Origin of the sequence: Priestia sp. FSL W8-0001 (assembly GCF_038050335.1) — a bacterium.
Lineage (GTDB): Bacteria > Bacillota > Bacilli > Bacillales > Bacillaceae_H > Priestia > Priestia flexa.
Genome location: NZ_JBBPAL010000001.1, coordinates 766,651 through 779,509 on the forward strand (window position 1 = coordinate 766,651; position 12,859 = coordinate 779,509).

Below are 12,859 nucleotides of genomic sequence, written 5' to 3' on the forward strand. Positions count from 1 at the left end.
ATATTCTTACATTCATTTGATAAATAAACAGCTAAAGGGAGACTGAAAGATATGTATATTGGTGTTGACTATTATCCAGAACAATGGCCTAAAACAAGATGGGCAGAAGACGTACGCTTAATGAAAGAACTAGGTATTAATGTTGTGCGTATTGCTGAATTTGGTTGGCAGTTAATGGAGCCCGAAGAAGGAGTATATGACTTTTCACTATATGATGAAGCTATCGAACTATTAACAAGTAACGGAATCAAAGTAGTGCTTGGTACACCAACTGCTACGCCACCAGCTTGGATGATTCATAGCTATCCAGAAATTTTACCGGTTGATGAAAACGGAGTAACTATTTCCTTTGGAGCGCGTAGACATTACACGGTTAATAGTGGAAAATACCATCAGTTTACGAAAAAAATCGTAACAAAAATGGCAGAAAAGTATGGTCAACACCCTGACATCATCGGTTGGCAGGTAGACAATGAATATGGCCATGAAAAGTCAGATCGTAGCTATGGAGCCCTTGATCGCGCTGCTTTTCAATGCTGGTTAAAAGAAAAATACCAGACGCTTGATGAGTTGAATCAGCAGTGGGGAACGGTATTTTGGAGTCAAACGTATACGGACTGGTCACAAATTCCAACGCCGCGTAAAGTTTATCAAGAGCATAACCCGAGCCTTCTTTTAGACTTTGACCGCTTCTGTGCAGATGCTTATACGGCTTATAATAAGCTTCAAGTTGATATCTTACGCTCCATTGTTCGTAAAGATCAATTCATTACGCATAATTTTGTATTTACAGATCAAGCCATCAATCAATGGGATATGTCAAAGGATTTAGATTTTGTTTCGTTTGATAATTACCCTGTCTGGGGCGGTTTAGCTGAACCAATTAAGCCAGCAGCAATCGCTCAGCAGCACGACTTATGTCGCTCTGCAAAAGGCGGAAAAAACTTTTGGGTAATGGAAGAATTATCGGGAGCGCAAGGGTGGAGTCGTATTGGCTACTTACCGCGTCCAGGTCATATTAAGCTGTGGACGTATCAAGCGATTTCTCGAGGAGCAGAAGCAATCGTTTACTTCCGCTGGCGTGCAGCTCAGTTCGGGACAGAAGAATTTTGTCATGGGATTTTAGATCATGATGGGTTACCAAAGAGCAAGTATGAGGAAGTAAAAGAAGTTATTCAAGAACTAAAAACGTTTGGTGATGAGTGGATTAATGCGTCATATGAAGCGGAAGTAGCAGCTTACTATGATATTGAGAATGCATGGGCGTGGGGAATTCAACCTCAAAGTGATGCATTTGCTTACAAGCAAGAATTTCTTCGCTTCTATCGCCCTGTGCATAGTGCAAACGTATTAACAGACTTGGTTACGGCTGCAGATGACTTAGCGCGCTACAAAGCGGTTATCGTGCCAATTTACTTCCTAACAAATAGTGAGTTTACGGAGAAGTTAAAGCAGTTTGTTTCAAATGGTGGAACAGCTATTTTATCTTACCGTGCAGGTGTAAAAGAAGAAAACAATTTTGTCACGGGACAAACGCTTCCAGGTGCATTATCAGAGTTTACGGGTATTCAAATTCATGAATATGAATCCCTACAAACATCACAACAAAATATGGTTGTAGGCACAAAAGGTACGATAAAAGGGCAAGAGTCAACAGCAACGATTTGGTGTGACTTAATTGAGCCAACAACAGCTGAAGTGCTGGCAGAGTACAAAGGTTGTTTCTATGAAGGCACTGCTGCTATAACTAAGAATAGTTTTGGGAAAGGCACTGTTTATTATATCGGTACAGCGCTTGAAGATGCTATGTTAGATGGATTATATGATGATATCTTAGCTGAAGCGCAAGTAGACACATTTAAAACAAATGGTGAAGTTGAAGTTGTAAAAAGAGGTCAATTCTATAGCTTTTTAAATCATTCAACAACAGAGACAACACCAGTTGAACTTCCAGATGGAACATGGAAGACTGCCGCAACAAATGAGCTTGTAAAAGGTGAATTAATGCTGAAGCCGCTTCAAGCAGTGGTGTTAATTAACGAATAAAAAGAACCGCTAGCAAAAGCTAGCGGTTCTTTTAATGATGAGTGTCAATAGGTTCGTTTGGAACACCGGCTTCACCAAGTACAACAACTAACAGCGTAAATACCACGCTGATAATCGAAGCGGTTGCAAAATCAAACGCTTGACCAGACATAGAAGAAATAACATAAACCGACATGTTAATTAATAAAAATCCCCAAAATAAAGCAGCAATAATGCGCACAACTTTCACCCCATTCACAGTACAGTTTGATTTTATTTTATCATAGCGTTTACAAAGAAGAAATTGAATTTTTTATGAATAGTATTTTCTATTCAGTGCGTTTATACACAGAGTCCTTTTTTGTTTAAAAAAATGTATAGCGTATTGATAAACTCATGAATAAATAGGCATTCGAATCGGTCACATTGTGACGCTTTGTCATAAGCTGTATGAAAGGAAAGTAGCTTTTTATACGGAGGATCAGTCATGATGCATCGACGTTTTTTTAGTCTAGATACTCAATGGAATGTCGTACATGTACCAGAAAAGCCGAATGGTTTCGGTGTGTTAGTACTTGGTGATAAAGACCACTTTGTTGAAAGCTCTACAAGTCTTTGGATTCAGCACGGTGGCAGATCTCAACTGCTGCAATATTTACAAGATGAAGGCTATACTGTTTTTTATTCAAACTTATACGGACGCCATTGGGGCAGCCCGAAAGCCAACCGCTTAGCCAAACAGTTATATCACTTGGTTATGAAACAAGAAATCTTAAATAAACGCATTCATATTTTAGCCGAGGGTATGGGAGCATTGCTTGCCATGCAGTTAATGGAAGGCGGAGAAACGTTTATTCGATCGGTAGCTCTTTTGAACCCGTGTATTGATTTGCATACGCATGCTAGTCATGAGAAACAGAATAAATTTTTTTACAAGCAATTTACAAGAGATATGACGGTAGCCTATGATGTAGAGCGTAAACAAGTTGCGAAAATGATTGCTCAGTATCCTACATGTGAACAATTAACGTCTACACTGCCTGTGAAAATTTGGACGACTGCTAATGAAGTCACCCACTATCCGCTTATTCACAGTAAGCAGTATGAGCAGCATCGCTTAAGCTTACAATCACCGATTTCATTGTCGCTTTATCTAATGGAAAAAAAATATTTGTTTGAACGTTCGCTTTTACAATTTTATAAACTAAATGAAAAAGTGTTATAAGGAGAGCTCCTATGATTATACATATCATAGGAGCTTTTTTTCTGAATAAGACTGGGGGAGAAGAAATGGGGAATTTTGTAGTGATAGGAGCGAACCGCTTTTTGGGGTTCCACCTTTGTACGGCGCTATTAGAAAATGGAGAAGAAGTAAGCGGATCTGTTCATAAAGCTCATACTTCAGAAACGAGTTTGCAAAATGAAATGGGGTTGCTGCTAGGACGAAATGCTAATTTTGAAAAGCGAACGGATCGTGATGTTCTAGAGATGATTACATCTGAAACAGATGCTGTATACTTTGCATACTTTGACGGTGGCGACTTTTATCATGATGATTTTTTACGAGAAGAGATGAATAATGCATATCAAACGCTGCGTGATGTAGTAAAAAAATGCATTCAGACTCATACCAAGCTAATCTTTACGTCATCTTTACGCGTATTTGGAAAAAAACAGCTAAAAGTAAGAGAAGAAACGAAGCCTGAACCTGACAATAGTGAAGGGCGCCTTTTTCTACAGTTTGAGCAGCTTATTGATAAGTATCGCGAAAAAGGATTAATGTGCATTATTGTCCGAATACCAAACTTGTATGGCCCATGGCAGCCGCTTTCTATGTACTATTCGCAGCTATTAAGCAATCAAAAGCCAGCGGATATAAGAGAAGGTACCGATTATATTGCGTATATTGAAGATGTTGTACCTGCTTTTTTAAAATGTAAAGAAGAAAGAGCAAATGGAAACGAAGTGATTCACTTACTTGATCAAAAAATAGAAAAGTGGGAAGATGGTGCACAGTTACTGAACAAAGATTACGTAGAGGAAAATAGTCGACATGAAGCGTATGAGTATAGTAAAAAAGCAAAAACACTTTTAAACTATGAAACAAAAACAACCTTAAAAGAGGGGATTCGCGCTCAAAGAAGGCATATGAGAACATTCTTCTAGTCATAGTGATGACTTACTAAAAACAGAAGCTATACTGGTTGTACTTTTGCATAATAATCGCTAATATAAAATGTGAGACGAAAGAACAGATTCTTTATATGAAGGAGAAAGAATGATGGAACAACAAATGCAGTTTATGCAAATCGCAATGAAGTATTTACCAGAGGCAAAAGAGATTTTAGATCAAACAGGCGTAGAGCTTTCTATGGAGCACGTTCAGCCAGTTTTAGGGCTTTTAACAAAAGTAATGAATGATGCTTATGAACTTGGTAAAGAAGATGCGTTAAAAGAGCAGAATGAAAAATGAGACTGAGACATAAGTAGTTCAGTCTCTACCATACCTGAACGATTGAGAGTTCATAACTTTTAATCGTTCAGGTTTTTTGGTTGATTGTGAAAACAGGGTGGAATGGAGCGTAGGACACTCGACTCCTGCGGGAAAGAGAGGGAAAACTGAGATCCCGCAGCGCAGCGAGGAAGCTCAGGTTCCTCCCCGCGGAAAGCGAGTGGCCGTAGCGCAATGGAACGAAGGTGTTGAGACAAACCAAAGAGATGAGAACAGCTATTGTTCGTCTTTTAGAAGCCATCATTTTGTTATGTCCCAAACTTATTTTTTGTCGAGGAAGCGATCAAGGAGTGGAGAAAGCTCAAGCAGTAGGGGAGCCAATTCATCGATTGAAACGATAATCTCATCAATTTGAGTAAGCAAGGATTCCCAGTCTACTTTTTCTTCCTCTTGCTTAGGAGAACGACCAAACATCACTTGTGAGAAAAAGTCAGGTGAGCGTCTGCGCGCCATGTTGTCTCATCCTTTCTTGGTAAGAGTAAAAACATTGCGTATAAACACTATATGTAGAAGCCATTAAATTCGACTAGGACAAACACCTATATAGACAAAAAATAAAAAATGAAGTAAAATTAGTACCAACTCATAATATTTGATTATATAAACTGTAAAAGATATAGAAACGATCATCTTAGTAGCGAGGATTGATCAAAAAAGGCTGCTTTGTTCCATAAAGGCAGTCGCGTTAAGGTGTGTAGTTCCCACATCTTCTATAAAAGGAGTGAAGAATATGAACGCTGGTGTAATTGGAATTGGGCGTTATGTACCAGAGAAAATTTTAACAAACTTTGACCTTGAAAAAATGGTTGATACTTCAGATGAGTGGATTCGTACAAGAACGGGTATCCAAGAAAGACGAATCGCTGCAGATAATGAAGATACATCTGATTTAGCGTATAAAGCGGCAGTAAATGCACTAGAAAATGCAAATATATCAGCTGAAGACCTTGATATGATCATCGTCGCAACCGTGACGCCCGACCAGCCGTTTCCAACGGTTTCTTGTATGCTACAAGAAAAGCTAGGGGCGAAAAAAGCAGCAGCTTATGACGTGAGCGCAGCTTGTGCAGGCTTTATGTACGGTGTTATTACCGCAAAGCAGTTCATTGAAACGAATGCTTATAAGAATGTCTTAGTGGTTGGTGTTGAAAAGCTTTCAAAAATTACAGATTGGAACGATCGTAATACGGCCGTGTTATTTGGTGACGGTGCTGGTGCGGTTGTTGTTGGACCTGTATCAGAAGGTCGAGGCATTTTATCATTTGAACTAGGTTCAGATGGTACGGGTGGAAAGCATCTGTATCAAGATGAACATGATCATATCATCATGAACGGCCGAGAAGTATTTAAATTTGCGGTGCGCCAAATGGGTGAGTCAGCTATTAATGTTCTTGATAAAGCTGGGTTATCAAAAGAAGACGTGGATTTCTTAATCCCACACCAAGCGAATATTCGCATTATGGAAGCGTCAAGACAGCGATTAGATTTACCAGAAGAAAAGATGTCAAAAACGATTCAATACTATGGGAATACATCTGCTGCGTCAATTCCGATTTCAATTGTGCATGAATTGGAGCAAGGTAAAATTAAAGATGATGATCTACTCGTAATGGTAGGTTTTGGCGGTGGCCTTACATGGGGTGCAATCGCAATTAGATGGGGAAGATAATTGTAGATAATTTCTTGAAGGAGATGAAGCTAACATGAGTAATAAACGTGTTGTTGTAACAGGTCTTGGAGCGGTAACGCCGTTAGGAAATAACGTGGACACAACTTGGGAAAATGCAGTTGCGGGTGTATCAGGTATTGGCCCATTAACTCGCTTAAATCCAGAAGAATTTCCTGCAAAAGTAGCTGCGGAATTAAAAGATTTTAATGTTGAGGAATTTATCGACAAAAAAGATGCACGCAAAATGGACCGCTTTACGCAGTATGCGTTAGCAGCTTCCAAAATGGCTGTTAAAGATGCGGACTTAACCATTACAGACGAAATTGCACCAAACGTAGGAGTGTGGATCGGATCTGGAATTGGAGGAATGGAAACGTTCGAAAACCAGTTTGAAACATTGCTTTCAAAGGGTCAGCGTCGCGTAAGCCCATTCTTTATTCCAATGATGATTCCGGATATGGCTACTGGTCAAGTATCAATTGCTCTAGGTGCAAAAGGGGTAAACTCTTGTACTGTGACGGCATGTGCAACTGGTACAAACTCAATCGGAGATGCATTTAAAGTTATTCAGCGCGGAGATGCTGATGTGATGATTACGGGCGGAACAGAAGCACCAATTACAAAGCTGTCGATCGCTGGATTCTGTGCAAACAAAGCGCTATCAACGAATCCCGACCCAGAAAAAGCTTGTCGTCCTTTTGATAAAGACCGTGATGGCTTTATCATGGGTGAAGGTGCAGGAATTGTTGTCTTAGAAGAGCTTGAACATGCGCTAGCACGCGGTGCACGCATATATGCAGAAATTGTTGGCTATGGTTCTACAGGCGACGCGCATCATATTACAGCGCCAGCTCCAGGAGGAGAAGGTGGCGTTCGCGCAATGAACAAAGCTATTGCTGATGCAGGTCTTGAGCCACAAGATATCAGTTACATTAATGCTCATGGTACAAGCACTGAGTATAATGACAAGTTTGAAACAATGGCGATTAAAGAAGTGTTTGGAGATTATGCTAAATCAGTAGCGATCAGCTCAACAAAATCAATGACGGGTCATTTACTAGGAGCAGCTGGTGGTGTCGAAGCAATCTTTAGCGTAAAAGCTATTGCTGATGGTGTTATTCCACCAACAATTAACTATGTGACGCCTGATGAAGAGTGTGATTTAGACTATGTTCCAAATAAAGCTAGAAAGCAAGAAGTGAAGGCAGTATTAAGTAACTCTTTAGGCTTTGGTGGCCATAACGCAACGATTATCTTTAAAAAATATGAAGCTTAATAGAAAAAGCGCAGCGGCTAATCCGCTGCGCTTTTCAGATTGACGAGAAACCTGTAAGGTTCTCGTCAACATAAAAAAGCTGTTTTACATGGGTAAAACAGCTTTTTTTATGTTGAAAATACAGAAACCAAAAAAACGTCTCCTACATAAGATGAAAGCGACAGTAATTTAAATTGAAGGTGATATAATGCCGGTTGTCGCTACGTTAAAATGGACAAAAGAAAAAGAAGTTGTAACCCGCCTTGAGCGTTATTTTAAAGATTTATCAAAAGACAAATTCTTAGATGTTTTAGTCGGATATGGAATGTGTCCACCTTCATCAACCTTTATGCTTGAATTAGAAAAGATAGGAAAGAGACATACTCTTTGGAAAAAGGTAAAGAGGAAATTTGAGCTGTTGAAGCATGAGTGGGGAGGACCAGATGTGCCGGTATTTCTACTGCCAAGCAATCCTCATAATCATAAAATGCAAAGAGAATTTCATGGCAGAGCAGGAGTGGCGTTTATAGATAAAATTTTTGTACTGTTAACTAATCAAACGACTGATGAAGAAGTTCTCTCTGTTTTAACACACGAATATCATCATGTTTGTCGGTTAATGCAGATGAAAAAAAGTGATCGAACCATTACTTTATTAGATGCCATGCTGATGGAAGGCTTAGCTGAATTAGCCGTAAAAGAGCATTGTGGAAAGGCGTATTTAGCACCTTGGACATCTTATTATACGTATGAAGAAGTAAAAAGGTTTTGGAACAAGTATGTAGAGGGATATATAGAATTAACACCTCGTGATAAAAAATACGATGATTTATTATATGGCCATAAGTGGTACCCAACAATGTTAGGATACAATATTGGGTATCAAATGATTAGTAAAGTGTCTCAGCAGTTTGGGTATGACACACAAAAATTTTTTCAGTTTACATCAGAAGAAATTTTAAGAAAATCAACCTTTTAACATGAAATCAATATATGTGTTTGTCAGAAGGTCTGACAAACACATATATAATAGTAGAAACTCGAAAAAAGTAAAATAATTAGAGATACAAAAAGCTTTGAAAAAATTAGAAAGAAAATAGTATGTTTTGGAATAAAACTTCCTTTGTTTGCCTATACTGAGGGGTAACAAACAGTTAGTAAGTGAGGGGTAAAAAATGCTATATCTTCATGATGTATGGGTTAATTGGTTTGAAGGCGAAGAAAATGGTTACAATGTTTGTCATTTTCATGAATGGCGAAAAGATGATTGTGTGGAGTTGCTAGATCAAGCGCCGTTGTTAAAGGTAAGTCCTTTATTATTCAGTTATATTGAAAATGATCTTTCCGAATTACCTCAACAGTTACTACAAGATGTTTATCAAAAAGCTTATATTCGGAAAAATCATGAGCGTACGCAAGTAGAGTATTGCTTTATTGTAACAGATGGAACGAATATCCTAGCAGTGGATACAATGGGATATCAAATTCCAATTCGTAAAAGCAGGCTTATTCCAAGACAGGAACAGCTTGTGTATGAAATGATTGCTGATCAAGAAGTAATCGATTATAAATTTACAGAATCTGAATTAGTTGGCAAAGAATATCATATTTTATCGCCATCACCTGTAACAATGAGCGGGCTAACTCGAAAAGAGCGCCAGTTAAAGCAGCTGTTGTTCATGGCATTAGATCAACTACATACAACGAAAAACACAGCTCAAATTCGCTATTGGTATACAGAGTGGAATCCAACGGAATACGAAGATATTCAAATCATGTCATTTGAAGACGTTTGGTCTAAGCTCTATGAAGAAACAAAGCGAGGGTGGTCATCGAAGCATCGTCAATTATGTGAGCATCTTATTAAAGGACAACCTTTCTTTGAAAAGCTTTGGGAGATTGAGCAAGAGCCAAAAGTAAACTAAAAAAGCTGTGCAGTTTTCCTGCACAGCTTTTTTATGGTTTGTTTTATCGTTTGCGTCCCAATCCCATAGCATTGCGCATTTTACGCAGCATTTTATTAGCGACGAAATTTGCCTTTTCAGCACCAGCATCTAGTATCTGGTCTAACTCTTCTGAATCAATTAGCTCATAGTAACGCTGCTGAATTGGTGCAAGTGCTTCGACAACAACTTTTGCTGTGTCGGCTTTAAAGTCACCGTATCCTTTTCCGTCATACATTCTTTCGATTTCCTCAATTGATACATTTCCAAGGATTGAATAAATGCTCATCAAGTTTGAAATTCCAGGCTTGTTTTCTTTGTCAAAACGTACGATGCCTTCTGAATCCGTAACAGCGCTCTTAATTTTCTTTTCAATAACTTTTGGCTCATCCAAAATGGTAATGAACGCTTTTTGGTTTGGATCTGATTTACTCATTTTCTTCGTTGGTTCTTGAAGAGACATCACACGCGCTCCCACCTTCGGAATACGCACTTCAGGAATAGTAAAGATATCATTGTATTTTTTGTTGAAACGTTCAGCTAAGTCACGCGTTAATTCTAAGTGCTGCTTTTGGTCCTCACCAACAGGTACTAGATCTGTTTTGTATAGTAAGATATCGGCTGCCATTAAAGGTGGATATGTTAATAATCCTGCTGAAACAGCTTCTTTTCCAGCAGATTTATCTTTAAACTGCGTCATGCGCTCAAGCTCACCGATATAAGCAACGCATTGAAGCATCCATCCAGCTTCAGTGTGAGCTGGAACTTCTGATTGAATAAAGAGCGTTGATTTTGTTGGGTCGATGCCGACTGCAATGTAAAGCGCAGCCAGGCTACGAATGTTTTTTCGTAAAGCTAGTCGATCTTGCGGTACTGTAATAGCATGCTGGTCAACAATACAAAAATGACAGTTATAATCATCTTGCAGCTCGACGAATTGTTTCATTGCTCCGATATAGTTTCCTAGTGTAATTGTACCGCTTGGCTGTATGCCTGAAAATATAGTTTGCATAACGTACTTCCTTTCTTTTTTGAAAATAAAAAAGGTTTATGCAAGCCTAGCCGGAGCTAGGGACGCATAAACCGTGGTACCACCCTAATTAGATTACAAAGTAATCATCTTCATTTACATAACGCCAATTAGCGTTCAAGCTTTGCACTTGAAAGCTCCAAAGTCCATTCCATAGGCTTCATTGTTTGTTTACACCGACCACAAACTCTCTAAAAATGAAGGAACTATGTACTATTCTTTTTCATCGCTTTACAGTATGAAATTTTTCAGTTTGTAGTCCATTATAACGCGATTTTTAAAAAAATTAAACCGAAATCTTGAAAAAAAACATTTGCAAGTAAATCATTTTATGCTATATTTTTTGTAACATTATTGCAATACCTATTCTACAAAAAAGATTTTAGATGTCTGACAAGAAGTCATAATCCTTATAAAACCGGCTTTTGTAGGGGGTAGCAAAAAAATACCAGTAAATAATAGTATTGCAATAAATTTTTAAAATATTTATAATAGGCGTAACAAACATATTTTTTACAAAGATATTACAATATCTTAATTTTTCAGAAAATATAAAATAGAAAATGTTTTATTACAACTAGGTAGCACGTCTTTTCTTAATGAATGGCATACATATACATGCATGTACCACCGTTTTAAGAATTAAGGCATTCTTTTTGCTACAGGGGCTTTAATGCTCTACCAGGTGAAAAACTTTCTGACTATTTTGTATTGAAAAATGATTAAAAATTATGTTTGTCAGTCATACAATTCCAATGGGGGGTAAGATTCAATGAAGAAAAGATTATCCATTCTTTTCAGCATGCTGCTGGTAATGAGTCTTTTCTTGGCTGCGTGTGGATTCGGCGGTAGCGATTCTGGGAGCGGCAAAGAAGGCGGTAGCGGCGACGGTTCAAAAGAACAAGCGCTTCGCGTAAATATTAAAACAGAACCATTCTCTTTAAATCCAGGTTTAGCAAATGATAGCGTATCTGGTAACGTATTACGTCAAACATTTGAAGGTTTAACTCGTTTAGACAAAGACGGTAAACCAACAGAAGCAATGGCAGAAAAAATTAACGTAAGTGAAGACAAATTAACTTACACGTTCAAAATTCGTGAAGATGCAAAATGGACAAACGGTGACCCTGTAACAGCACAAGATTTCGAATATGCTTGGAAATGGGTTTTAGATGCTAAAAATGAATCACAGTATGCTGAAATGCTTTACTATGTAAAAGGTGGAGAAGCAGCACACAAAGGTCAAGGAAACATTGATGATGTGGGTATTAAAGTCGTTGACGATAAAACTTTAGAGGTAACGTTAGATCACGTAACTCCATATTTCTTAGAGTTAACAGCATTCTACACGTACTTCCCTGTTAACAAAAAAGTTGCTGAAGCAAATGACAAATGGTACACAGACGCTGGTGAAAACTACGTATCAAACGGACCTTTTAAAATGTCTGAGTGGAAGCATAGCGATGAAATCGTATTAGAAGCAAACGATACTTACTGGGATAAAGATGCAGTAAAACTTGATAAAATTAACATGTATATGATTAACGAGCCAAGCACTGAGCTTTCAATGTTTGAAAAAGATGAGTTAGATTGGGCAGGTAACCCAATTGGGCAACTTCCAACTGACGCAATTCCTCAGTTAAAAGATAAAGGTAACTTAAACATTGAAGTGAAAACTGGTACTTACATGTACAAGTTTAACACTCAAGAAGAAGCTTTAAGCAATGCAAAAATTCGTAAAGCATTAACTTACGCAATCGACCGTAAAGCGATTGTAGAAAACGTTACAAAAGCTGAGCAAGTTCCAGCATTAGCAATGGTTCCGCCACAAGCATATGGTGACGAAAAGAACGAACTATTCAAAGATGCTGATGTTAAAGAAGCGAAGAAACTTCTTGACGAAGGTTTAAAAGAACTAGGTATGTCTGAATTACCTGCAATTAAGATTTCTTATAACACAGATGAAGGCCACCAAAAGATTGCACAAGCAATTCAAGATATGTGGACTAAAAACTTAGGTATTAAAGCTGAATTAAACAACCAAGAGTGGAACGTTTACATTGATGAGTTACAAAAAGGTAACTACGAAGTTGCACGTATGGGCTGGATTGGTGACTTCAACGATCCAATTACGTTCTTAGAAATGTTCAAAGATAAAGACGGCGGAAACAACGATACGTTCTGGGAAAATGCTGAGTACAAAAAACTAATCGATGCTTCTCGCGGTGAAACGGACGTTGAGAAACGCTTAGATATCTTAAAACAAGCAGAACAAATCTTAATGGATGAAATGCCGGCGGCACCAATCTATTACTACACTGATGCTTGGATTCAAAGCGATAGTTTAAAAGATGTTACTGTATTATCTACAGGTGATGTACAGTTCAAATGGGCTCACTTTGAGTAATAACTAGCATTAACAAGT

Annotated in this window: 12 protein-coding genes and 1 other annotated feature; of the genes, 9 read left to right on the forward strand and 3 right to left on the reverse strand. The window is 38.2% G+C overall.

What is annotated here, in order from left to right; genetic code table 11:
• The first annotated feature begins 51 nt into the window (after positions 1-51).
• A complete protein-coding gene (locus MKZ18_RS04085; RefSeq protein WP_340842924.1) occupies positions 52-2,046 on the forward strand; it encodes a beta-galactosidase in 1,995 nt (664 codons plus the stop codon).
• A 31-nt stretch (positions 2,047-2,077) separates the two neighbouring features.
• On the opposite strand, the gene MKZ18_RS04090 is transcribed toward MKZ18_RS04085, so the two are convergent.
• Entirely contained in the window at positions 2,078-2,266 is a 189-nt protein-coding gene (locus MKZ18_RS04090) for a YjzD family protein (RefSeq protein ID WP_025908164.1), read from the reverse strand.
• Between the two features lie 246 nt (positions 2,267-2,512).
• On the opposite strand from MKZ18_RS04090, the gene MKZ18_RS04095 reads away from it, so the two are divergent.
• The 3 genes from MKZ18_RS04095 to MKZ18_RS04105 all read left to right on the forward strand — a co-directional run bounded on the left by MKZ18_RS04095 (position 2,513) and on the right by MKZ18_RS04105 (position 4,498).
• Positions 2,513-3,250 carry an alpha/beta hydrolase gene (locus MKZ18_RS04095; RefSeq protein ID WP_062686724.1) on the forward strand — a complete coding sequence of 246 codons (738 nt, stop codon included), beginning with the start codon at positions 2,513-2,515 and terminating at the stop codon, positions 3,248-3,250.
• A 65-nt stretch (positions 3,251-3,315) separates the two neighbouring features.
• Complete coding sequence (locus tag MKZ18_RS04100; RefSeq protein ID WP_025908162.1) at positions 3,316-4,191, forward strand: NAD-dependent epimerase/dehydratase family protein; 876 nt, start codon at positions 3,316-3,318, stop codon at positions 4,189-4,191.
• Positions 4,192-4,303: 112 nt separating this feature from the next.
• Positions 4,304-4,498, forward strand: a complete 195-nt coding sequence (locus MKZ18_RS04105; protein WP_025908161.1) for a ComZ family protein — start codon at positions 4,304-4,306, stop codon at positions 4,496-4,498.
• Between the two features lie 300 nt (positions 4,499-4,798).
• Here MKZ18_RS04105 and MKZ18_RS04110 read toward each other — a convergent pair whose 3' ends face one another.
• Entirely contained in the window at positions 4,799-4,990 is a 192-nt protein-coding gene (locus tag MKZ18_RS04110; protein WP_025908160.1) for a hypothetical protein, read from the reverse strand.
• Between the two features lie 277 nt (positions 4,991-5,267).
• Here MKZ18_RS04110 and MKZ18_RS04115 point away from each other — a divergent pair, with 277 nt between their 5' ends.
• From MKZ18_RS04115 to MKZ18_RS04130, 4 genes are all read left to right on the forward strand, one after another.
• On the forward strand, positions 5,268-6,206 hold the full coding sequence (locus MKZ18_RS04115) for a beta-ketoacyl-ACP synthase III (protein WP_025908159.1): 939 nt from the start codon (positions 5,268-5,270) through the stop codon (positions 6,204-6,206).
• Positions 6,207-6,240: 34 nt separating this feature from the next.
• The gene (fabF, locus tag MKZ18_RS04120; protein WP_061785439.1) at positions 6,241-7,482 is read left to right on the forward strand and encodes a beta-ketoacyl-ACP synthase II; all 1,242 of its coding nucleotides are present in this window, start codon (positions 6,241-6,243) and stop codon (positions 7,480-7,482) included.
• A gap of 187 nt (positions 7,483-7,669) precedes the next feature.
• Positions 7,670-8,440, forward strand: coding sequence for a DUF2268 domain-containing protein (locus MKZ18_RS04125; protein ID WP_163071184.1), 771 nt, complete (start codon positions 7,670-7,672; stop codon positions 8,438-8,440).
• A gap of 196 nt (positions 8,441-8,636) precedes the next feature.
• Complete coding sequence (locus MKZ18_RS04130) at positions 8,637-9,386, forward strand: YjbA family protein (RefSeq protein ID WP_025908156.1); 750 nt, start codon at positions 8,637-8,639, stop codon at positions 9,384-9,386.
• Positions 9,387-9,429: 43 nt separating this feature from the next.
• Here MKZ18_RS04130 and trpS read toward each other — a convergent pair whose 3' ends face one another.
• On the reverse strand, positions 9,430-10,416 hold the full coding sequence (gene trpS, locus MKZ18_RS04135; protein ID WP_025908155.1) for a tryptophan--tRNA ligase: 987 nt from the start codon (positions 10,414-10,416) through the stop codon (positions 9,430-9,432).
• Between the two features lie 55 nt (positions 10,417-10,471).
• Positions 10,472-10,670: a binding site (T-box leader), on the reverse strand.
• Between the two features lie 536 nt (positions 10,671-11,206).
• On the opposite strand from trpS, the gene MKZ18_RS04140 reads away from it, so the two are divergent.
• Positions 11,207-12,841: a peptide ABC transporter substrate-binding protein gene (locus MKZ18_RS04140; RefSeq protein ID WP_340842923.1), complete on the forward strand. Its 1,635-nt coding sequence runs from the start codon at positions 11,207-11,209 to the stop codon at positions 12,839-12,841.
• Positions 12,842-12,859: the final 18 nt, after the last annotated feature.

Coding starts and splice junctions, on each gene's coding strand:
- MKZ18_RS04125 (WP_163071184.1), top strand. CDS start 7,670: ATGCCGGTTGTCGCTACGTTAAAATGGACAAAAGAAAAAGAAGTTGTA.
- fabF (WP_061785439.1), top strand. CDS start 6,241: ATGAGTAATAAACGTGTTGTTGTAACAGGTCTTGGAGCGGTAACGCCG.
- MKZ18_RS04085 (WP_340842924.1), top strand. CDS start 52: ATGTATATTGGTGTTGACTATTATCCAGAACAATGGCCTAAAACAAGA.
- MKZ18_RS04100 (WP_025908162.1), top strand. CDS start 3,316: ATGGGGAATTTTGTAGTGATAGGAGCGAACCGCTTTTTGGGGTTCCAC.
- MKZ18_RS04110 (WP_025908160.1), bottom strand. CDS start 4,990: ATGGCGCGCAGACGCTCACCTGACTTTTTCTCACAAGTGATGTTTGGT.
- MKZ18_RS04140 (WP_340842923.1), top strand. CDS start 11,207: ATGAAGAAAAGATTATCCATTCTTTTCAGCATGCTGCTGGTAATGAGT.
- MKZ18_RS04095 (WP_062686724.1), top strand. CDS start 2,513: ATGATGCATCGACGTTTTTTTAGTCTAGATACTCAATGGAATGTCGTA.
- MKZ18_RS04105 (WP_025908161.1), top strand. CDS start 4,304: ATGATGGAACAACAAATGCAGTTTATGCAAATCGCAATGAAGTATTTA.
- MKZ18_RS04130 (WP_025908156.1), top strand. CDS start 8,637: ATGCTATATCTTCATGATGTATGGGTTAATTGGTTTGAAGGCGAAGAA.
- trpS (WP_025908155.1), bottom strand. CDS start 10,416: ATGCAAACTATATTTTCAGGCATACAGCCAAGCGGTACAATTACACTA.
- MKZ18_RS04115 (WP_025908159.1), top strand. CDS start 5,268: ATGAACGCTGGTGTAATTGGAATTGGGCGTTATGTACCAGAGAAAATT.